The organism is Paenibacillus agricola (assembly GCF_011440305.1).
GTDB classification, from domain to species: domain Bacteria; phylum Bacillota; class Bacilli; order Paenibacillales; family NBRC-103111; genus Paenibacillus_S; species Paenibacillus_S agricola.
In genome coordinates, this window is sequence record NZ_JAAOIW010000011.1 from 144,498 (window position 1) to 166,448 (window position 21,951).

17 protein-coding genes and 1 riboswitch are annotated in these 21,951 nt (G+C 40.7%); of the genes, 5 read left to right on the forward strand and 12 right to left on the reverse strand.

The annotated features are described in order from the left end of the window. Window positions 1-11: 11 nt before the first annotated feature. The 8 genes from G9U52_RS25975 to pdaA form a co-directional block, all read right to left on the reverse strand. A complete protein-coding gene (locus tag G9U52_RS25975; RefSeq protein WP_166153571.1) occupies window positions 12-1,562 on the reverse strand; it encodes a helicase-related protein in 1,551 nt (516 codons plus the stop codon). A gap of 202 nt (window positions 1,563-1,764) precedes the next feature. Beyond that, complete coding sequence (locus G9U52_RS25980) at window positions 1,765-3,687, reverse strand: reverse transcriptase domain-containing protein (RefSeq protein WP_166153572.1); 1,923 nt, start codon at window positions 3,685-3,687, stop codon at window positions 1,765-1,767. Window positions 3,688-4,413: 726 nt separating this feature from the next. Further along, window positions 4,414-6,021, reverse strand: coding sequence for a hypothetical protein (locus G9U52_RS25985; protein WP_166153573.1), 1,608 nt, complete (start codon window positions 6,019-6,021; stop codon window positions 4,414-4,416). A 189-nt stretch (window positions 6,022-6,210) separates the two neighbouring features. Continuing rightward, the gene (locus G9U52_RS25990) at window positions 6,211-7,134 is read right to left on the reverse strand and encodes a DUF6094 domain-containing protein (protein ID WP_207953197.1); all 924 of its coding nucleotides are present in this window, start codon (window positions 7,132-7,134) and stop codon (window positions 6,211-6,213) included. Between the two features lie 101 nt (window positions 7,135-7,235). Beyond that, window positions 7,236-9,080, reverse strand: a complete 1,845-nt coding sequence (locus G9U52_RS25995; RefSeq protein ID WP_166153575.1) for a reverse transcriptase/maturase family protein — start codon at window positions 9,078-9,080, stop codon at window positions 7,236-7,238. Window positions 9,081-9,760: 680 nt separating this feature from the next. After that, window positions 9,761-9,922 (reverse strand): hypothetical protein, encoded by a 162-nt coding sequence (locus tag G9U52_RS26000; RefSeq protein WP_166153576.1) that lies wholly within the window; start codon window positions 9,920-9,922, stop codon window positions 9,761-9,763. Beyond that, window positions 9,910-10,314, reverse strand: coding sequence for a hypothetical protein (locus tag G9U52_RS26005; protein ID WP_166153577.1), 405 nt, complete (start codon window positions 10,312-10,314; stop codon window positions 9,910-9,912). The genes G9U52_RS26000 and G9U52_RS26005 overlap by 13 nt, the downstream gene beginning before the upstream one ends. A gap of 544 nt (window positions 10,315-10,858) precedes the next feature. Next, window positions 10,859-11,584 carry a delta-lactam-biosynthetic de-N-acetylase gene (pdaA, locus tag G9U52_RS26010; protein ID WP_243767571.1) on the reverse strand — a complete coding sequence of 242 codons (726 nt, stop codon included), beginning with the start codon at window positions 11,582-11,584 and terminating at the stop codon, window positions 10,859-10,861. Window positions 11,585-11,774: 190 nt separating this feature from the next. Here pdaA and G9U52_RS40270 point away from each other — a divergent pair, with 190 nt between their 5' ends. From G9U52_RS40270 to G9U52_RS41815, 3 genes are all read left to right on the forward strand, one after another. Further along, a complete protein-coding gene (locus G9U52_RS40270; RefSeq protein WP_243767558.1) occupies window positions 11,775-12,194 on the forward strand; it encodes a multicopper oxidase domain-containing protein in 420 nt (139 codons plus the stop codon). An 86-nt stretch (window positions 12,195-12,280) separates the two neighbouring features. Beyond that, window positions 12,281-12,466 carry a multicopper oxidase domain-containing protein gene (locus G9U52_RS40275; RefSeq protein WP_311764932.1) on the forward strand — a complete coding sequence of 62 codons (186 nt, stop codon included), beginning with the start codon at window positions 12,281-12,283 and terminating at the stop codon, window positions 12,464-12,466. Continuing rightward, window positions 12,463-12,543, forward strand: a complete 81-nt coding sequence (locus G9U52_RS41815; protein WP_375790289.1) for a hypothetical protein — start codon at window positions 12,463-12,465, stop codon at window positions 12,541-12,543. Before G9U52_RS40275 ends, G9U52_RS41815 begins: the two co-directional genes overlap by 4 nt. 986 nt (window positions 12,544-13,529) lie before the next feature. On the opposite strand, the gene G9U52_RS41460 is transcribed toward G9U52_RS41815, so the two are convergent. Together G9U52_RS41460 and G9U52_RS39390 are read right to left on the reverse strand one after the other, a co-directional pair. Continuing rightward, window positions 13,530-16,691 carry an FG-GAP repeat domain-containing protein gene (locus G9U52_RS41460; RefSeq protein ID WP_166153579.1) on the reverse strand — a complete coding sequence of 1,054 codons (3,162 nt, stop codon included), beginning with the start codon at window positions 16,689-16,691 and terminating at the stop codon, window positions 13,530-13,532. Window positions 16,692-16,702: 11 nt separating this feature from the next. Beyond that, window positions 16,703-16,846 carry a hypothetical protein gene (locus G9U52_RS39390; RefSeq protein ID WP_207953198.1) on the reverse strand — a complete coding sequence of 48 codons (144 nt, stop codon included), beginning with the start codon at window positions 16,844-16,846 and terminating at the stop codon, window positions 16,703-16,705. 1,702 nt (window positions 16,847-18,548) lie between these two features. Between G9U52_RS39390 and G9U52_RS41820 the strand changes: the two genes are divergently transcribed. Continuing rightward, window positions 18,549-18,722: a YwmB family TATA-box binding protein gene (locus G9U52_RS41820; protein ID WP_375790286.1), complete on the forward strand. Its 174-nt coding sequence runs from the start codon at window positions 18,549-18,551 to the stop codon at window positions 18,720-18,722. A 413-nt stretch (window positions 18,723-19,135) separates the two neighbouring features. Further along, window positions 19,136-19,282: riboswitch (cyclic di-AMP (ydaO/yuaA leader) on the forward strand. Between the two features lie 28 nt (window positions 19,283-19,310). Then, window positions 19,311-20,171 (forward strand): C40 family peptidase, encoded by an 861-nt coding sequence (locus tag G9U52_RS26030; protein ID WP_207953199.1) that lies wholly within the window; start codon window positions 19,311-19,313, stop codon window positions 20,169-20,171. Between the two features lie 778 nt (window positions 20,172-20,949). On the opposite strand, the gene G9U52_RS39395 is transcribed toward G9U52_RS26030, so the two are convergent. Together G9U52_RS39395 and G9U52_RS41825 are read right to left on the reverse strand one after the other, a co-directional pair. Beyond that, window positions 20,950-21,105, reverse strand: a complete 156-nt coding sequence (locus G9U52_RS39395; protein WP_207953200.1) for a hypothetical protein — start codon at window positions 21,103-21,105, stop codon at window positions 20,950-20,952. Between the two features lie 173 nt (window positions 21,106-21,278). Next, window positions 21,279-21,650: an FAD:protein FMN transferase gene (locus tag G9U52_RS41825; protein WP_166153582.1), complete on the reverse strand. Its 372-nt coding sequence runs from the start codon at window positions 21,648-21,650 to the stop codon at window positions 21,279-21,281. Window positions 21,651-21,951: the final 301 nt, after the last annotated feature.

Here is a 21,951-nt window from a genome sequence, read left to right on the forward strand (position 1 = left end):
CATTCAAATTTTTAGAAATTCCAACAAAGTTGATCCTCTGCCGGCTCTTTCTTTCCACGTTGTTTTTTATACTTGGTTATTGCGACCACAATTTCAGGATCGTAGTGAATTTCCGGTTTTTCGGGTTTCACTATATTCGTTCCTGGGAATGCTTTCTCAATGCCAAATGACTGGAAGTCAAAATCGAACAAGGAAGAATCTGCCTGCTCCTCAACAACAACTGTTTCATCTGGAACATTAGCGGGTACGGATTGTACCTGCCGAAGTTCTTTAGCCGCACGGAAAGCTGCAATATCAACGACCCCGCATAGACGTAGTGTTTCATCGCCAAGTGCCCGCATACGATCGGACAGCACATCCTTGAACTTGCCTTCCTCTACCATTTCAATATCACCTAAGTCTTTTGCGGCAAGACTCGTCCAGGATTGCGCAACATCGCTTGTTGCAAAACAGCTCGCCAAGTCACTTGCAAGCGCGGATTGCGAATCGCGGGAATATTGGGCTAATTCTGAGCTATCCAACCTGCCTTCTACCATGAGCGCATGCCCTCGGCCATTCATGATGTGGATGAATTGCTTCATCTGTTGAGTACCGTTATAAATAGGGTAGTACACACGGCACTCCCTATCTTGCCCGATCCTCCATGCACGTCGTGAAGATTGCCTGACTGTAGAAACCTCATAATTGAGTTGATAGTAGATGATCGTGGGCCAGTACATCATGTCGAGCCCGACTTCTACTAGTTTCATATTAGTTATTATGACCGGAATTTCATCCGCTTCTAATTCAGCAAGCCGCTCCTGTCGTAAATCGGTATTCGATTCATTCAGAATCTTGCACCTAATTCCATTGTCGGTTAGAATTTCATACAGCCGCTCATTCATGCCGTAATTTCCAGTGTAATTATTAAAAATGGTACAACGCCGCTTTTCTGACAGTTCCTTTTTCACGATATCAATAAGCCATCGCTCTTTGGCATGGAGCTGTTGACCTGCCTCATATAACTTCGGAGCAGAGACAAAATCCGATTCAAAAGCAACACGAGCACCTAGATCAGGACGGTCACCATAATTAATTGTAGCTGGATTAAACTTCGACCAAACGCCAGCTGCACCACTAACCCTAGAAATTCGTGCGCATGTGTCAAATAGATTATTATGAAAACGGCTGTAATTCGCTGCATGATCCGGATCCATATCCAAAAATACAGGGATCTCCTTCAACTCTACAAGGGGTAACCCCAGATCCTTGAGCTCAATAAAACCGCTTTTATGAAGCAAGAACTGGGCGGTCAATTGCGGGGCAATCCCTGGAGCTTCCTTGACTTGAGCACCCGTTTTCTTCCTACGTGTGATAACGCCCTCATCACCTTCATCCACTTGGACGACTTTTTCTAATTTACCAAAGCGGGAAGCCCATTCAATTAATCCAGATTGATGTGTAAAACCCGCGTCCAAAAGGGACTTCGGATCCGTACGCCAAAGCAATTCTTTGATTGATGTGCTTTTCCCATTTGTTAATGTTCCTGTCAGCATGAGCACCCTTTTAGCAGACTTAACCATTTGTGCAAATGCATCCCCACGACCCGAATCGCCTGCTTTACATTGGTGAGATAATGGATAGGTAAGCCTTTGAAGTGATCGCCGGCTTTTCCCCCCACCCAAACCGTACGGACACCTTTCGATGTATACGGCTTTCCATCAACAGAATTTGTAGAAAAAGAGGTTACTCTCTTTCTACTCAACTAATATTAATTTTTACAAATTAAATTAGCAGATCCCCTACATTTGAACCGAATTTGATAGTCCTTAGTTTCTCGATTTTTGCTCTATGGTTTTTGGTAAGTTCAAGTCCTTCTGTAATTCCATTTTCGACAAGCAGATGGCATTCAGAACAAAGCCAAATCAAATTTAGCACTTTGTTTATCTTATCCATTGGCAGTTTCGAATTTTTATGATGGCAGTTTCGATAACCTTTAACTAATAATGCTCTGCATGCAGGGCATGAATGAGCTCCCTTTAGCAAGGTTTGGTTAAAGGCATATTCTCTGTTCATCATATATTCAAAGTTATATATGCCCCTTTTTCCACTTAATGACGAAGCTAATGTTGTATCATCATAAAGAGCAGGTCTTGAAATGGGAAAGCGTCTGCCGTTTGAAGATTTAGCATAAGCCATTCTTCCTGCGCCGGAAAAAGGTGTTAGTATAGGATTAAACTTGGTACAATATTTGATCGGTGTGATAGCTGCCTTTGTAACTCCTATCCACTGGTCTTCAATTTTTACGGCCCATGATTTATCTATTCGTGTGACTGGATTGCCGTCATTATCAAATTTGTGACGATTTGGACGGTTCGCCAGATTGCATATTCTAACTTTTTGCATACGATAGTTGTCACCATAAGCTTTCTTGAAAACTTTGAAGAGGGTCACATCTAAGGCACGATCAAGTTTACATAGTATTTTCTTAGCAATACTTTGACGCCAATATTCTGCAATACCGACTATTTTTGCATTCATTCTTTCGATATGAATGGCACGCAAATGTTCGTCTTGGTCTAGAAGCTTATTGGCTTGCTTGATCAAATCACGTTTTTGCTCTAAAACCCTTTTAGGACTTGGATAGGCTTTTCCCACTATTTTCGTTATTGGTTTACTCGGCGTTCTTCTTCGGAGTTCTCCAGATATACAGTAACCTAAAAATTCAACAGGTCGTGAAGTACAGTCTGTAAGTAAAGTCTTTTCATCCGAAAGCTCCAATTTTAATTTATGTTTGAAATACTTTGTGAGCCAGTGGGAAAGCCGAGAAGAAACCTCTTTCGTAGTGGTTTGAATGATCCAATCATCTGCGTATCTTGTAAGGAAAACAGGTTCGATCCCTTTACCTCGTAATGCTCTTCTACCATTAGCAACACTTGAAGCTTCCAATATGGCTTTATTAGTGTCGTACATCCTACTAATAGTCCAATCGAAATCATTAAGATAAGCATTTGCTAGGAGCGGAGACAAGACACCGCCTTGTGGAGTACCAGCACTCGGAAAATGGCTTTCAGTTCCATCTAAGACTCTGGCTTTTAGCATCTTTTTGATGATAGCCAGCACCCTTTTATCGATGATGCCAAGCCTTTCCAATTTCTGAATTAAGAGTCGGTGATTAACATTATCAAAGAAACCTTTGATATCTCCTTCTATACACCAGAAACGTTGTTTATGAATGATGGATACTACACGGGCTACTGCATGTCCTGTGGCTCTATAAGGTCTGAATCCATAGGAGTGACTGAAAAACCTTGCTTCGAGAATAGGCTCGATAACAATTCGTATACACTCTTGTATGATGCGATCCAAAATAGTAGGGATACCTAAAGGTCTTTTCTTACCATTTCTTTTTGGGATAAATTTCCGTTTAACTGGTTTAGGATTATAATTCAATAATGAAGTCCTTACCGCTCCTAATAATTGTTCTTTAGGTAGTTGTAAGTAGAAATTTATCGTTTTACCGTCTACACCTGATGTCATTGAACCCTTGTTGCTCTTAATATTGTGTACCGCGGTTACGATGGTCTGTTCATTGTTGATTAATTCTAAGATTCCAGTAAACGACTTACCCTTCTTAGATTCTTCATAAAGGTTATCAAGAACGTTTTGTAAATCTCGTTCAGTTTGAACCGTGTTCGGAACCCGCATGGCACATCCCCTCCTTCCGGATGGATTAGCAATACGTTGGCGATTTACCCATATGGGAGTTCGCACGACTCCAATGTAAGGTTTCTTTCAGTTGACTGACGCCCTTCGCCATGTGCATGGCTTTCCCATACTCGGACTACTACGACGTCTCTGTTGCTAGAACAGTTTCATTGCGTGCTATCGCTCCGCTGTCCCGCAATCCCTTGTGACCGATTGGACTATCCTTATGTAGTAATGTTTAGGTGGTGACTCTACCCCGACAATCCCATCATCAATGTGAGTTTAAAGTTATATTGATGATCCCTATTCGCTTTCAAGAATAGGACAGTTAATCCAACGAAGAGAAACTAACCATGATTGTAATCTCCCCAGGTTCGATCTGGAGCCATCTGCTTACGAGGCTTACATCACTTCAATTTTGTCAACCAGACTTTATTTCACCATGCATTACTTTGGAGACCCGTATCATACTCGCCTTCTTGATAAAACTCGAACAGGCTTTCGATTACGACTTGTAACCCGCTTTAAGACGGTGTACGTATAGCAACGTTCCGCCTTGGGTCAGTTCTCAGTCCTCGTAGTACCTAAAGGTTATCAACCTTATTTTTGGTATAAACTCCTACGGCATAGGGATTCCACCTATGTTTTCATCCAATCGGCTTCGCTTCGGCAGAGTTCCACTGCCTCGAACTTATCAGTTCGGCGTACGCATTATCTGATTGCGGATTAAGCACTCAGTTGACGTAAGCAAGGCGCACCTTCATCACAAATGTATAGGTCAAAATACTTTTTGGTGCGCTTCAACACCTGAGAGATATTGACGCGGGGACGGATTTTCGTTTCTCCGCGAGTTTTCAATGCAGGTCTCCAAAGTTTTGCTTTACAATCCTTTGAAGCCAGTTCCGACTCCCCAACTTCCTTTTCCTCTTTTTGTAATCTTGCGCTGCAGTTCTCGATTCGATTCTTCCGCTTCCAAGCGACTTTAAACCTTCCTGGTAGACCATTAGCCTGCAGGTTTTTATGCTCTCTGGCGGTTTGAAGCTGCTCATCCGATGGTTCCCAGTCCTCCGCTACATCTTCCCAAACAGCAGGTTCATAATCACCGGCACCATTTTTGACAAGTAAGGGTTCAAAGCAATCTGGACAATGCCAGGCATAAGTGCCGCGCCCCTCCTCCTTCGTGCCTCTCATACGCTTCCAGATCCCTGAAAAATAGCCTTCAGAGCCGAGTTTAGCCCTATCAATACCAACCAATGTATACTCGAGACCTGTTGGTCTGTAACCACTGCGGATCTCTCTTAGCAGCTTCAAGGCATCATTCCCATTTCTTAAGATGTTCACCTTTACATCTGCAATCGTTCCTTCGATTTCTTTATGCTTCCATTTAGGCAATGTTATGCCTGGAGCAGACAAAAGAACAGCCGTTCCCCTCTTGCTACCTCTTCGCTTTTTTCGTTCATGAAGAACATGTGTGACTCCGCAAGCAATGATCGATTTACCCGTCCCCATATCGCCACCACACGCCGGATTCTCATCCTCCAAGGTGTTTACCACGGCTTGAATCATATGGGCTTGAGTAGGAAAAGGAATTCGCTTGAGCTCCGCTATGGAGGAATCGATGGATAAGTTCATGGAATGTCTGGGAGCTTTTTCTTCTAATTTCTTGGCCATATGGACCGCATTATTAAGCATATAATCTCTCATAGACCAAGTAGGATCAAAATCGCCATGGACTTTGCTTGGTGGAATAATAAGTTCCCCGCGCTTTAGTGATCCACGAATAGTTTCGATAACCGAAGCTTCGGAGCCTGTAAATACAACTGCCCTAATCTCACTCCACATCGGAAACTCCGGATTATGGATGATTTGGAGCGGTACCAGGTCGTCTCCAAAAATGAAAGGGTATTGGTCCTCCCATTCTCTCGGAAGACCAAAACGCTCGATCAGATGTTTTGAGAGTACTTGATCAATATCTCCATCTGGCGCAATAAGATAAGAACGATCCAACTTTTGCGATTCCGGAAATGCTTCAATTCCCTCTATTGTCATTAGACTATTAAATACAGAGCCGTGAGTAACGTCTCCCATCCCTATTGGGCGTTCGAGTCTCCTATAAGGATCATCCATACGTTCAAATTGAATAGGTCCATAATGTAACACTCGTCCTTCCAAGAAAGACGCTGTAACAGCTTGAACCGCTTCAGGAATGCCTATATATGAGGCGAATACTAAGCTCTTCGAACCGGATGAATTCTCAAAAATCAGAACATGTGGGTCTACTGTAAAATGCCTATCTCTATCGGTAACGGTGAGCATCTGCCTTCTAAGTGCCATTGACTACGTTCCTCCTATATTTCCGATTTCCTTATGTTTAGAACAATAAGCCATAATTTCGAGGATTCAACGTCCATCGACTTTCCAAAGCATCTTACGCCTACATCATCAGGGATCTGGTAATCGACAAATTCCATGTCGTCCTCCTTAGAAATAAATAGAGAGGAAGCTTTGCTCCCTCTCCTTCTCTCATTCCAAATCATAAATATCATCCGGAGTGAATACACGGACGGTACTCTGGAAATACTCGGTGGTTTTCTCACCGGTTCTTCTTCCTTCATCATCATGAATTTCGGTAATATCCTTCCTTCGTTTCGTTATTCCAGCAACAATATGTGTCCCCAAGTTTCCTCCAACAGCACCACTCGCAATAGCAATCCCCATATGCGCAGGCTTCAACGGAAGCATCGGCCGCTTCATGTTAGCAGCAAGATTCTTTGGCTCAAGGCGCTTTTTTAATTCTTCAAACAAGGGGGACGCAGCAAGATCCTTAGCTATCTCTTTAGGGTTCATTTTGCCAGCACGGAAAAATCCAAGCTCACCATCAGAAAATCTCACATCAATTTTTTCGCTGATTTCAGCTAGCGTTGGCAGCATTTCCTTTTCGCCTTCGCCAATCGATTTTAACCATTTGTAATTTTTTTTACTATCTTCTCCGCTGGTCTTGCCAAACGTGGCAATGACTACAACTTGTTTAAAAACATCATAGTTCGCATCAGTAAATCGATAAACCCGAAAATTCCGAAATCTACCGCTTAATACGCTTGCCGTATCTTTTATTACATATTGTGGTATGCAGAACATCATCAATCCATCTTTCTGCAACACACCATTCTTAGCACCTGTGAGTGAGCGTAGAAACGTTAGTTCCGTTCTTTCGCTAAAACCGTCTTGATAAGGTGGATTTAGCCATAATAACGAAAACATAGGCTGAGTCCTCAGATTTTCATAACCGTCATGAATGACGTGATCCAAGACTTGCCGCGCTTCCTCATACCTGGACTCTTCCAGTTCAACACCATAACTTTTAACATTACCGCCTTGTTCCCTAAGCGAATCGGAAAGCATTTCTAATGCAACCCCGCTTGGTAGGAGACGGACGAGTTTCTGCATTTCTGCATTACTTTTTCCGTCCCCCCCATACGAACCGTACTTGCATGTTTCCAAGCATACGGCTCTCTCAGTTAATCATTTCCAGAGTATCCTACAAGAGTCTACAACTTGTTATGATGTAGTTTATCGTGGCACTCCACACAAAGTACCAAGGTTTTACGATTTCTCGTAATCATCTGAAGAACCCAACTTGGAGGTTGCTTTTTGCCTTGATATTTTTTCTTCAAATCCTTTAGTTTTCTGACATGGTGGACTTCATACTTGCGCCCTGGACCCTCATATTCACAGAATTCACATCTATCTGCTAATAGTCGTTTGACAATTCCATTTCTCGCTTTAATACGCAACAAATTGGGAGTATCATCAGCATCCATATTGGCGTTATCGATCCAATCATTTTTATCGAAACCATCATTATAGTATTTGAAAATCAAATCTTTCTTGGGATGGTTTCTTTTAATAGTTAGACCAATAGTATTTTCCACCCGAAATTTTCTTACTACTTGCTTCGTTGAGATTTTCATTTTAGTGGCTATTGTCTTTAAAAGGCTGCTTTTGTGATAGTATCTGAACTTACCCATTTGATGTGCCACATTGTCAGCCATTATATAGAAATTATACAATCCTCTAATTTCCGCAGAAAATTTAGATATGATTTCTGCCAGATCGAGGCTTGTCCAGCCCATACGATGAATTGCCTTCCCGTTTTTGGTAAAGCCTGCGATTTTATCGTAGACAACTTGGGATGGCATTCTCAGCCGCGGTAGTTCATTGATAGCTCGTGCCTTACGACCATCTCTTTTCTCGACTATAAACGAGTCATCTTTGCCTGAATATATTTCATATCCGAGAAAATTAACTGGTTTGTGTTTGTCGGGAAAGTGGGTAATTAAAGTTTTCTCCATCGAAAGGCTCAACTTTAGTTCAGTATTTAAGAAGTCGGATATTTCTTGCTTAATTTTTATAGCAAGGTCCTTGTTACCGATGATACCAAGAACAAAATCATCCGCGTATCTTACATACTTAATTCTGATAAAATCTGAATCCATTGGATCGAGTGTTTTAATGCTTCTGCGACTTAACTTCAGATTCTTGTACTCTTTGATCCATTGTCTTCTTAATTCATCTGGAATCCCTGAACCTTTTATGTCCTCTGACTTTTTCCTCAATACATAATTAACAGCTTCGTATTTAGGGTTATTTCTCCGTTTGGCTTTCCGGGTCTCATATTTAGGAATAATAACTCCTTCAATGAATTTATCCAGTTTATCCAAATAGATATTTCCAAGAATTGGGCTCACTATTCCACCTTGCGGAGTCCCCGAATAGGTGTTATGGAAATTCCAATTCTCCATATAACCCGCTGTCAACATGCGTCGAATAAGTTCAATGAATCTTCCATCCTCAATCTTTTCGCTGAGGATTTGGAGCATTCGAACATGATCAATGTTGTCAAAGAATCCCTTTATGTCCCCTTCAATTACCCACTTAACTCCTGTCCATTCCCGTTTAATTTGTTTAAGTGCTGTATGACAGCTTTTGTCGGGTCTGAAACCGTGTGAGTTGTTACTGAAAGACGGTTCGTAAATAGCTTGTAAAATGGCACGAGCATTCTCTTGAACTACTTTGTCCATGAAGGAGGGAATTCCCAGAGGGCGCTTTCCACCCTTTTTCTTAGGAATATAGGTCCTTCTTGCCGGTTTGAAGTAGTAAGTTTCAGATTTTAGGGTTGCTATCACCTTATTAATCTTATCCATGCTAAAACCATCAACCGTTGTACCATCAGTACCTTCGGTCATATTACCTTCTTTTGCATGGATTTTTCCGTAAGCTGTCAGATAAAAATCAGGATTGAAAAAATTTCTGTAGATGCGATCGAATTTATATCCCTGTTTTTCTCTTGAGGTTGTTTCTAGGATACCAAGAATTACCTTAGCCATTTGCATTTCGCATACCTCCGTTAGTTCTGGTATCAAGATTAACCTGCCGTCCTTCACCAGCACCCTTTCGAATAGACCGTACAGATTGATTCGGTCTATGAGACTTCTCAGTCGAGTGTCAAACACGCTTCCGTGTATGTGTGGGCGGCTTTCCCGCTTCCGATTTACGGCAATACCTGTTACTTCAGGTTCCTCAGATTACTATGACGGCTCCGTGCTCCGCTAAGAGATATTCAATGGACTCAGTGACTTAGGTTTTAGACCTGTGTGTGATCCATATAGCCATTTTGTTATGGCATTCTCAGCGAAACATCCTAGGTTCATACTATCTCTCACTGGTACTGTTTAGGTCTCCGTTCGAACCCTTAACGCTTATTGCGTAATGGACATTGGAGGGACTTCGATGCTACGGCGAAGGAATAGCAATGATCCAATGTCAATCTCATTTTTCCTGCGAGTATGAGATCCCCTGTTCTTCGGGCGTGGATTCTGGAATTCAAGCAGTTTAGCCTTAACCATGCAGTACTTAGGTTTGCAGAACATCGCTTTCACGCAGTTCTATTCACGATCTCCGCTTTCTTGCCATGCTATTGTCCCCAGGGGAATTTCTCCCTCCAAGTAAGGCAAGTACCTATACCGACTTTGTCCCAGTCAGTAACCTCTTCAGGTAATGAGAGCTAGACTACCTAGCGCAATTCGCCGGAACACGGATCAATGATTCTCACTTCACCATCGTTAGTCATTTCCTTTTCCTCAAAACGCAAACGGATTTTATTACTAAGATACTGCAACTCTTCTACAGGTGTTGCATAAAATCCACCTTTTGACTCCGATGCTAAGCGCGCCATAAGTTGGTCTCCTTTACTTCGATTACTTCTTCTTCCCATACATGACCTCGGATTATGATCGGCATGTATAAAGCACCCAGACCAATGTAAATGACTGTAGCCAGTGGAACAAAAACTTGATCATTAAAACTAATCAAGATAAGTCCCGATGACCATGCAGCAAACCACATTTTATTCCTCAACCGACTTTTTGAAGGGATAACACTAATCTCAATCTTCTTGTTCGCATTCCGCAGCTTGTAATTAAGCGCTAAAATAGGAATAGCCATACGCATAATGAAAATAAGCATGACAGCTCCTACCAGATTGCAAATTGCCTGATTTAAACTCATTAGCCATCCCATTAAAAAAATTGCACCGACATAAAAAATTGCCTTCTTCACCACTCTCATTTCCATTCCTCCAATTTTTTAATGAATCTAACCTCTTCTAATCACCAACGACATAGCCGATGTGCCTACCATTGATTACGATCTTTCCAGACGTAATCGGTAGTGGATACTTTAGTGGGGTCATTTGTCTCACCTCCTTCAAGAAATAAAAAAAACCAGTTGTAAATAAACCTTATAGGTTCATTCGCAACTGGTTTTATTGCCCTAAGAACGCAAAAAAGCTTGTTCTCACGGGATCCTCCTTTAATATAGGCAAGCCTATATTAAAGAAAATCATTACACCCAATAGGGTTTTCCGCTTCGAGAACAAGCTCTAATTAGAGCAAATTAAAAACAATAACGTAATTGTACCACAAAAAATTCATGTTGCCTACCAAAAAGACACGGATTTGATCAGTTAACCTTTATAGCAAGAATTGAATCACACCTTACTGGCGTTTATAATCGCTCTCATGCCACTAGTACCTGGTGCAAATGTAGGTTTGTAATTTTATTTTTCTGACTAAATGCTCACCATCTTTGTTACGGATTCCTAAGATTTTCTTTAATAATTTTTCGAAGTCAATTTATCCAAATTTTTAAATTCATAGCCTTGATCTCTGGCATCATCGATGATTTTGCCCAAAGCCTCCGCATTATCCTTGGAGACTGAATGAAGCAAGATTACCGCACCAGGGTGAAGTTGTGACATTACTTTCTTGTATGCGTAGTCCCATCCCTTATGATCATTAACATCCCAATCTTTATAAGCAATGGACCAAAAAACATTCGTATACCCCAGTTCCATACTCGCCACCAACATCTGACTGCTAAATACCCCTTTTGGCGGACGCATGAAATACATTTCCTTTTGTTTGGTTAGACTTGCGACCTTTTCCTTTACTTTATCCAATTCTACTTTCATTTTATCGATTGAAATCTGGGTCATATCTGGATGACTCCACGAATGATTTCCTATCAGATGGCCTTCATTAACCATTCGCTCGACTAAATCGGGTTGACCCTTTACAAAATGTCCTGTAACAAAAAAGGCAGCATGAACTTGCCTCGCCTTTAGGACCTCCAAAATTTTGGCTGTATAACCATTTTCATAACCGCTATCAAACGTAAGGTAAAGTTCTTTTTTGCTTGTATCCCCCAAAAAAATGGCCTTATGCTCCTTGACAATGTCCTTAAATCCTTCTTGGTCAATGGAAGGAAGTTCCCCGTTTTTACTTTTTTTAAACCCAAAGTGATATGGATTGCCACTATCCGTTGCCTCAGTAGTCATGGGAAACAGCGAAAAAAATAACACTAACAATGCAAAAAGCATAGTATAACGTTTCATTAGATACATCACTCCAGTTCATGAACTTTATCCTAGAGGTAATATTCCGCTATACATTTTGCTTTATCCAATTTAGAGCTAGAATTCTTCAAAAGAATACTGAAAACTTGCCTTCAAAATCGGTTAATCGTAGTTGCTGGCTTTCCGTTCAAGAAAATGTATATACACGAGCCATATTCCGGAGCCAACAATCCTGGTGAATCAAGGGGATTATGTGAAAATCACGTTGAAAAACCAGTTGTCTGAAAACACGTCTATTCATTGGCATGGACTTATCGTACCGAACCGAATGGACGGCTTTCCTGGTCCAGGGGGAAGTCCAGTCATACGGCCCGGCGAGAGTTTCACCTATGAATTTTATGTGCACCAATCGGGCACGTTAATGTACCACAGCCATGTGAATACTGCTGTACAAGAGATAATAGGGCTTTCCGGAATGTTTATTTCCAGGGGAGTATTCGATGAATCGTTGCAGAGAGATATGTATTGCTTCTACAAGAATGGGCCGTTAAGATGGATACAGACAGCGGGATGCCAACAGGTCATAAAATAACTATGTCTAGACACCAAGCAATGGTGCCAGTGGCACTGGGTATTTATAACATTGATCCAATGTCCGATGATGTTTGAATATTTACAATCAACGGTAAAGCATATCCTGACACCTCCCCTCTTCCGGTCAGGTATGATGAACGTGTTCGTCTACGATTGGGGAATTTAAGCATGGACTCCAACCCCATGCGCTTTCATGGTCATGAGTTCATAGTGGCAGCGATTGACGCAACCCAATTCCTTCTTACTCAAGACCCAGAAAAAATACAATAAACGTCACACCGGGCGAAACGTGGGATATTGAGTTTCAAGCTAATAACCCTGGCAAGTTCCAGCCATTCCGTTTATGAGGATAAACTCGCTGCCGAGATCTTGGAAATATTGTAGGAGGGCGTTTACACCCAAAACACTGTTGACTCGGAAGCAACTGTCAAAGCAAGCAAACGTATTGAGTCCCTGCAAGTGCAAATAATGGAATTGGTAACCCGTAGAAACTGGGCACAAGATTACTATTTGGAATGGAATATCGATGGAATGCATACCATGTTCTAGGCGATTATAAGGAATGATTTTTGAGGCTGCGGAATCAAACCAAAGTTACAGGCAACGAGCTGAAGCATCAAGAAGAGCCGCCAAAGACATTAAGGAAAGGTTGATCACTTGTGGAGAAAAAATCCGGTAAATCTTTACCTCAGAAGAACCGTGCCATGATCTTTTCAGGCACGTCATTTGTCAATTCGGACAGAAGCATTTCCAAGATATCGTTAATTTCTCCTCTATTTTATAGCCGTCACTTCAATTTAAACGCTACTACTGCAGTTGGCTACTCCTGGTCTATAGGTCCCTTCCTCATAATTTAAGACTGATTTCTCACCCTCTATTATGTTTTCCCGAGTGATTACGTGTGAATAAAGATTCCTATATCAACTAAAAAACTCCTGATATCAATGAAACGCCAGATCTTAAGTTTGGTGCGTCTGCCAATTCCGCTTCAAACTTTAGGTGCATAAATTGGTGTAGCCAAATGCACTAACACCATTAATTAACTTTATTTTCCTAGATCAATCATAGAAGTGCGAACCAAATCTAAGGAGCGATGAAATCAAATTACTAAGATCTTGCTTGCAAAAGCTAGATTCCCTCGTTGACTCTTATTGAAACTCTTTATACTTGAGATACTTTAATTGTTTATTCCTGGTAATTTTACCCTGATCGATATCACTGACATGTTAATAAATGATAACCAATAAAGACTTCGAATCACCCAAGATATTAATAATTTATAAGATTCAGGCTCTTAGGAAGGAATAAGCTGCTACTTTCCTGTATACAAAATCTATTTGCTCACCACAATTGTAGTTTTATCACCGTAATGTGTAACTGTGTAAGTCATTTCCTTCGATTCATATTCAACTTTAAGGTCCGTCCCTTCAATTTTTAAAAGTGATGGACTATATAACTTGATTTGCTGCATACCTTCTGAATTCAAGTCTACAATCCATCTATCATTTTCCTTCCGGAGTTGGATGGGAACATTTGCACGTAATATATGCATCGGTTCCGCACCCCAACCAACCGTTATACTGGCTTTTCTGTTATTAAGTCCAACATACAATCGTGTATCTTTCTTCATGTAAATATCTGAATCGGTTTGAAAAGCCTGCTCTTCGTACTTTTCGCCTGGTTCAAACTTCAAACCTAAAGTATCTCTGTATTCATCGGCCATACTCGGTATGTTGCCGTCCATCGATAACGACAAGTGCTTGCCATTACCCCATATATCCTTTAGTTTATCCATCAGGTACACTCCCCACGAACGTCCCACAATAACCTCACTGGTTAGCGTGGTTAAGAATGATTTTGCCATTTGAGGCTCGGTCATGAAATTATAATCGTACTTCGTTCGGATTCCATCGAGATATTGCACAAATTCAAGAAGCTCATTCACTCTAGACGCTCTTTGATCGGTTGGAAACCGGTATTCCACATGTTCAAAATAGTCAATCGGCATGTCTTGTTGAACAAAGGCTTCATAAACATCTCGATTTGAATATTCCCCCTGTAAGCGAAGGACTGGGGTCGGCGTATGCAATACCATAGGTTCTTTCAATGTCTGTTCTTGCATCAAAAATGGGAAACCCCACATAAAATCGTCTCCCCACTGGGGATCCTTAGGATCATAAGAAGGCTTAAACCCGAAATTGAACCAAATGCCATTCTCATTTTCATTGCGTAATGTCTGTACTCGATTGAGATTGTTAATTCGCCAAGTATGCTGGTTAGCTCCCGTTTGGATCCATGGAATTCCGAGAGTTTCAAAAGCTGATCGGTGAAGACGAAGCTCCTCTCGCTCTTGGGCATCATTAAGATAATTATGAACGGAAATATGCGGGTACAATTCCAACTTATTGGTCTTTGTGTAATCAATAAATTCCTGCAATTGTTGCTTATAAGGAAAGTTTGGATTATCAATCGGTATAGATATTCCGTATTCAAGCTGTCCTACAATCAGATCGTCTTTCCCGTCATGATTGATGTCGTACCATAGCGGAACGGAATTATGCCCCCCCACAATTACATCCGAACCCATTTGGTTCAAAGTGGCGCCAGTTATGGAACCTTGTTCTACCCATCGATTGTTATCAAGCTCATGTATATAAACGAGCAAATCCCCTTCGCTATTTCCGACGACCAGATCAAGGATTCCATCACCATTTATATCTTTAACATTCGGTGCTGCATAAAGTGCATTTAAGCGAACAATCTCTATACCTTGTTGAAAGGAGAGAGGACTCTCCTTCATGCCGCGAAATAAATATACTTTCCCCTCACCGTCTCCAACAATCAGGTCTTCTATCCCGTCCATATCTACATCCCCCATTGCAGGAGCGGAAAATGATGCAACTTTAAGCGGTTTACCCTCGGAAATAAGGGAGGCTGTCGGGGCAAAGCTTCCATCTCCTCGACTTAATGAGTACTGAACATAGCCTGTATTATTCCCGATGAGGAGATCCGGAAGACCACCATCTTTATTTAAATCATGGGCATAGACAGAAGAGTAGCCCTCGGTTTTTAATGGAGTACCCGATTCCAACATAATCTTGTCAGGCTTGGAGAAAGTATCTGCAGCGCTAAGGTTTTGAGTCTCTGCTTGGTTAGATCCCTCCGGTCCCTGATTGATATATCTGTATAAAAAACCATCTGCACTTCCCGCAATAAGATCTTGCAAACCATCCCCGTTTAAGTCTGTAAAGGTGGGATAAGCCCGATAAGGTAATTCAATCGGCTGTGCGAGTTCCTTCGCCTGAGGATAAGTAGCCTGGCTCAAGATTTCGCCCCCGCTTAATAGATGAGTCCCACTAGAATAAAATGAATTTGGAAGTTGAACATCAAACTTGGGAACGTCCGTGGTCCCAGTGTTCAAATGGGCGACGACGCTTTCCTTCCATTGCCACCAATCAAACGAAGAACGGATCAATGAAAAAGACGGTATTTGGTTGTACTTTTTCAGGAGTTCAGCCCATTGAATTCCCTCACGGTCACGGATCGCCGATAGGGCTTCAAAGTGATTCTGATAGGCCATCGCAGGCCTTCCGTATGGTCCAAATACTTTTGCAATACTGTAGCCTAGCTTTTCTTTGGAAATAAAAGAAATATACTCATTCCGTAGTTGATGATTCGCTGCGGCAAAAGCAAAGTTAAAATAAGGTTCGGCCGGTTGCGATTGTTTAAAATCGAAGTATTTGGCTCCTTCAGGTGGAACGATTTGTTTTCTTTCCTTTGCAAGCAATTCGAATCCCTGAGTACTATCAAAGCCGCTCTGCAGGTCAAACCCTGTAATAAAAAAGCGATTCGGCAAAAAATTACTTAAACACAAAACACTGCCCTTCCCAAAACGATTGATCGTATATAAAGCAGTATCTTTGATTGTAATAATTGGCTGTGCTGTAGATGGAATGATTCCTTTGCCCCATTGAAAACCTGGGAGCTCTTTCATACCTATATGTTTATTAAAATTTTCATCAAACAGTTGAATCACCTTCTGAAATCCCTGCAAGTTCCCGCTAATTTCTGGATAAGAGAATATAGGGTTGTCCATTGAAGGTATATCAACGGTTTCAGCAGCTCCCAGAAAATCAAGCGGGAAGTCATCGATTAATTCATTTTCGACGAACAAGTTTCCACCAGTCTTGACATAACTTATTAAATTGCTCTGCGCTTGCTTTAACATCGTTGATTTCCGTAAGGACGGGTCGAGATAAATGGCGTCGTACGATTGCAATTGTTGAAGATTCAACAGATCCAGACTTTTTGAATCGAGTTGCAAATTCGCTATATAGGATTGTTGAAAGTTAAGATAAGCCGCATTATCGAACTCCGTACCGTTTGTTGCATAAATAAGCCGGACATTTTCGTTTCTTCTAATCCCGAAAAATAAGGCAATTATTACAAATAAAATGATAACAATAGAGACATAAATTTTATTTTTCACCGTCACAGAAATCCCGCCTAAATCGATTCGTTTTCTACTTGTAAATAAGACAGAGCAATATTTTCCGAAAACTGCGCCGCACCCCATTTCATGCTGGCCATATCTGAACAATCCAATTGCTCAAGTCTTTCCCTATTATCCTCCGGGAGTAATAGCCTCATTAAGCAGATAATTTCTACTTATGAACAGTATTAGCAAGCCTTTCTTTAAGCTTTTGCTTATACCTCTGTTTCCTTTTACAGGCAATAGTCTATGGGCCAAATCCAATCATTAATTCACTTAATTTGACGGAACTATATGCAAATAACATACCAGCTATAACATCGATAACCCAATGGATCTGCAAAATATAAGGTGGAAAAAATAATATTGGAGGCACAATCGGTGACCATCATGTATTTAAATATTCGATCTTTTACCCTTAAGGCCAGCAACAGCATAGCAAAAGAGATGGATGTATGCATACTTTTGGGAAAGCGTTCATAACTGAAACTAACAAGTCATTCCTTCTAAAGGGCGGTTCAGTAAATCCGGAATCTCGTTTATCCACCAGACTTCTCTAAGTAATATTAAATTGTAGAATTGTAATAGATGTCCGGACACATTTCGAGTCCAAAAGCTGCATATTAGACTAATCCACAAAGAAAGCACAAAGCCCCAGTTATAGATCCATACCATAGCTTAATCCAACGATGGGAAACTGATCCATCTGAAAACGCGCCTATTTCTTTCAACCAATTTATTTGCAATCTTCTACCAAAGAGAGTTACCTGAACCATAGAAATAATAAAATATCCCCAGAAGTGGTATACCTATCAGAAAAAGTGGAGCCAGTCTCTACTGATTTGATCTTTTCTTATTCCAGCAATCAAATCAACAACTAAATCCAACATGCCTTACTCTAGTTAGACACTTATTTGCCATATCAGATAAATGGATAGGATTAAAGCAGATAGGATAAATCCATACATTAAGAAATCCTGATCTCTAATGAATTCCCCTATTTTCTTCCTCAATCTAAACACCTTCTCTTAGGGCAGAATTTAAAAAACTACATATTGTAGTTTATCATAGATTAATAATTAATTCATTAACAATTTAGCACTATCTTAACAAAACATTTTTCTGCTCAGTTCTACGTTTTTCGTTGTGTCAAGTCGCCGTCATTCCGGGTGATGTCACTGTAGTGTTTTTGCCCTAACCGAAAAAAAACTTTGCATTTCTATGATTTACAATTATCCTATGAATCTATTTATAGAAATTGCTAGATTAGGTCATTCTATTATTAACATATGGATGTTTTCGGAGAGGAAAATTTTTGAAACCATACAAGTTGTACTTATTTATTGTTGATACTTGGGAAAGCCTTTGGTGTAAAGGCAGACCCTATCCAAGATTCCGGGCTGATCCTCACCTTATCCGACCAATTAATTGAAGGGAGTAAAAAAGTTTTCATTATACATTTTAGCTCGTATAAAAAATTTAGTAATGAGGAAGATTTTTGGGATTGAGTTAAGCAAAACTTTCAACTTGCCTATAAGTAGCGTACAAGTATACGAAGATGAACATTTGATTTATAAAACAACAATGAATTTAACGGATGACGTACATGACGTACGTCTCTCCCTTTTGTTCATGGGAATGTATGTTGATCATTCATCGAATCTTATCATTATTTTGGAAACGGAAAATGAGCAGGGATTAACACGATTGTTCAAATCCAAAACGTACTGGAAAAGAAACTTGATTCTTTAGATCTTTTAACAAATTGGAATGTAATTGTACAAGGAATATTAACGCATGGTTTCTCCGACCAATAGAGATTGAATAATTGGTTGGTGCAAATCCTGGATATAAAAGAGATTGATCAATATAAAGATTCAGGAACTATCAGCGTTTCGTATTTTTCGCCTAAAATTCGTACTACCATTAAATCAGGGAGAAAAAATGAATTTACAATTGGCCATTCACAAAAATTCAGTTACGGATCAATGGAGGGTTACTATAGGGACTCCAATAATTACGATTGAGTACTAACATTGCCCTTCTACGAGCATATATTTGGACGAGCCGATTTGCTTATATTTCCCTATACCTCAGTTGTCATTTTAAGGAAGTAGAAAAATCTTTTGAATTATGATAAACTACAACAAGTAGTTTTAAAAGCAAAAATATTCACAATTTTGGTGAGTTGGTTTGATAAGAGTCAGAAAGTGCCATTGATAGTACTTGTATTAGTTATATTAGCAATTTGTATTATCTAGTATGAATATAGATCACTTACCATTCATGCTAAAGAATTTAGGTATCGGCCATCTACCAAATGAAGAGAACGCAGAATGTGATGACAATAAGAACGGACTTGACTGCGTCATTTGGAGCACGCCATTGGATGTACGATCAAAAATCCGCAACATGCTATGAATTACTAAATTTATGAACAATGTGCGACAAAATTTTGGCCGAATCCAATGAACACAGCACTCATTGGTACGGGGGACTTTTTTATTGGGGTGAACGTTTGATTTTTCAAGCAAACCAGGGAAACCTCTTCCCGAACCCGTCAACTAACCTCGGAGGCTCATAGGAGGAACAGATCTGAAGAAACTCGGTACTATGCTCGCATTGTCGAGCACTATTTTGTTGTCCAGTCTATTTCCATCCCCATCAGCCCATGCCGCAACTTACAACTATGATGTTCGGGTTCAAGTCGACGATAAGCTGATTGCATTTCCCGATGCGCAGCCTTTCATCGATGAAAACCAAAACACCATGGTGCCCATTCGTTTCATTTCGGAAGAATTGGGGTATAAAATAAGTTCGGACATGAATGGACAACAGGTGAAAGTAACAATTGAAGGATCAGGGAAATCGGTGATTTTCTTATCCGGTTCATCGGAAGCCGTCGTAAACAGCCAAAAGACGAATTTCGGAACGAAAGCAGTATTCGCGGAAGGGCGGGTGTATGTTCCGCTTCGATTCATTAGCGAGCTATTTGGAATCAGGATTCAGTGGGACAACAAAAATTTTAATGCCATTATTAACAAAGACGGCAATTATCACGAACCTGCTTGGTACCGGCCCACAGCCATGACTCCTGCTCCTGCTCCTGCTCCTGCTCCTGCTCTGAGCATAGGCGAAAAAATCGTACAGGATGCGAAAAAGTATGTAGGGACTGCTTATCTGTGGGGAGGAACGACACCAAACGGCTTTGACTGCTCCGGCTTCTTGAAATACGTTTATTCCCCAAATGAAGTGAGTCTGCCAAGAACGTCCGCGCAAATGGCAACCGTAGGAACATGGGCGAGCAGTCCTAATACCGGTGATCTGGTTTTTTTTTCTGAAACAGGCAGCAGAATTTCTCACGTCGGAATCTATATTGGAAACAATTCGTTTATATCCGCCACGAACAGTGGAGTGAAGATCGATTCCCTGGGCAGTTCGTATTGGGGACCTAGATATGTAGGAACAAAACGTGTTGTGTAATTGAATATGTAATGAATACAGATAAGCCGTCAAGTGGAGGTCCACTGAAAAAGTCCACAAAGTCAGACAGTCATTCTGCGCAATTTATTTTGCGAAAGAGGGCTGTTTTTTCGTGGACTTTTTAATTACAAAATTGACAACTTACGCAACAAATTGGTTATAGAAGTCCATTTGATCTAATTTTGTGAAGTCTTTATCGCTCACTATCTGTATATTTTCCTTTACTTTCGAGTCCTGCAAATTCACTGCCTTCTGGACTGAATTACCATCCATATCAACTAATATTATTTCATGAAAGATACTGCTTAATTACTTCAAATTCCAAATCGTCGCAATTGCCTGCTCCTAAAATAGCATTTATCCGATCCGTTTACACTGAGCATAGCTTTATTTATAAGTAATTTGATCTCGTTACGATAATTATTCCATTCATGCCATCTCTCCGGTCCTCTCTAAATTGATCCTCCTGTAAAACCCAGTCATTTGTACCCCATGTAATTCTTATTTTCTTCGTGACATTATTAACTCTGATCTATCGCTTAATAGTAGGGTTTACATCTTTAGGGGTCATTGTTGAACCATTTGTGTTTATGTCACTAAAATAATAACTCCGTACCATGAGCAACACAATGATGCCAAATGTGATCCAATATAATCCTTTTATCCAACCCAGTCGAATATCGGTCCCTATGCTGATTCCATGAATAAGTGAAATTACAAATATGGGGTAAGCCAACAAATGTATGGTTCGCCATAAATTTCGACCAATTCTATTTCGCTAATCGGTAGTAACTAAAACAAGAATCAATCCGTATATCGAAATCGTACCCAGACCATTCCAAAACGGTTCATTCGCCGCTGTAAATGGATATGAATCAATAATAAGTACCAGGGCATGAAGAAGCCCGAAAGACAAGCCTGACCAGTTAGACAAATTGTGAAAACTCAATATTCTTTTTTTGTATACGCCTTCCAAATCGGCATACTGAATAGGACACCACTCGCAACTCCCAAAAATAAAAGATAGTACGAAGTAAGTCCCAGTGTTCGCGTTATGACCCATGTAGGGAGGCTTATTATCGACTCCGTCACCAATCAACCCCCTCCCTACCATCTCCATGTTTGAATAACGTACCGTCTTTTAAAAAATAGTAACGCACTAAATTCCGGAAATGTACGATCTAGCCACTTCATTCCTTCCTCTTTTCCTAACACACTTACTACCTTTGAGACCACTTCACATTCCACAACGGTTGTTCCTATAACTGTACACTGGACAACGTCACTTTTCGAAGGTTCCATGGTACGTGGATCAATAAGATGGTGCGCATCTCCATTAGCAGTTCTCCATCTTCGTCCACATACAGATGATGTTGCCACCGCTCCATTCATAAGCTTTATTAATACCTCCGTTACATTCTGATCCCAAGGACTTAACACGGCAATAACCCATGGTCCGTTGATGAGGATCCTCCCCATACAGAAAGGTCTCCACCCGCATTGACTAGGCCATTGCGATTGATGAGAGCCAATTCACTTTCGGCTCGAAACCGGCTGAATCGCTGTTCATTTGCTCGGAACCAATTATTAATAAAGGAAAGCACATCTTCGGTTTGATCCGAAAGAACAGATTGTCTCTATTTAAAGGCAGATGATAATTTCACGGATATTTCAGTATTCATTGATCGAAACAAATCAGACTGCCACTTATCTGAGTCCCCACAAACGGTCATTATGACCACCTTGTACTGGTATGCGACCCTTTCCTCTGTGCTTTTGT

Coding starts and splice junctions, on each gene's coding strand:
- G9U52_RS39390 (WP_207953198.1), bottom strand. CDS start 16,846: ATGAGGCTATTACTCCCGGAGGATAATAGGGAAAGACTTGAGCAATTG.
- G9U52_RS25975 (WP_166153571.1), bottom strand. CDS start 1,562: ATGGTTAAGTCTGCTAAAAGGGTGCTCATGCTGACAGGAACATTAACA.
- G9U52_RS26000 (WP_166153576.1), bottom strand. CDS start 9,922: ATGGCGCGCTTAGCATCGGAGTCAAAAGGTGGATTTTATGCAACACCT.
- G9U52_RS26005 (WP_166153577.1), bottom strand. CDS start 10,314: ATGAGAGTGGTGAAGAAGGCAATTTTTTATGTCGGTGCAATTTTTTTA.
- G9U52_RS25985 (WP_166153573.1), bottom strand. CDS start 6,021: ATGGCACTTAGAAGGCAGATGCTCACCGTTACCGATAGAGATAGGCAT.
- G9U52_RS25980 (WP_166153572.1), bottom strand. CDS start 3,687: ATGCGGGTTCCGAACACGGTTCAAACTGAACGAGATTTACAAAACGTT.
- G9U52_RS25990 (WP_207953197.1), bottom strand. CDS start 7,134: ATGCAGAAACTCGTCCGTCTCCTACCAAGCGGGGTTGCATTAGAAATG.
- G9U52_RS41825 (WP_166153582.1), bottom strand. CDS start 21,650: ATGGGGAGGATCCTCATCAACGGACCATGGGTTATTGCCGTGTTAAGT.
- pdaA (WP_243767571.1), bottom strand. CDS start 11,584: ATGACTACTGAGGCAACGGATAGTGGCAATCCATATCACTTTGGGTTT.
- G9U52_RS25995 (WP_166153575.1), bottom strand. CDS start 9,080: ATGCAAATGGCTAAGGTAATTCTTGGTATCCTAGAAACAACCTCAAGA.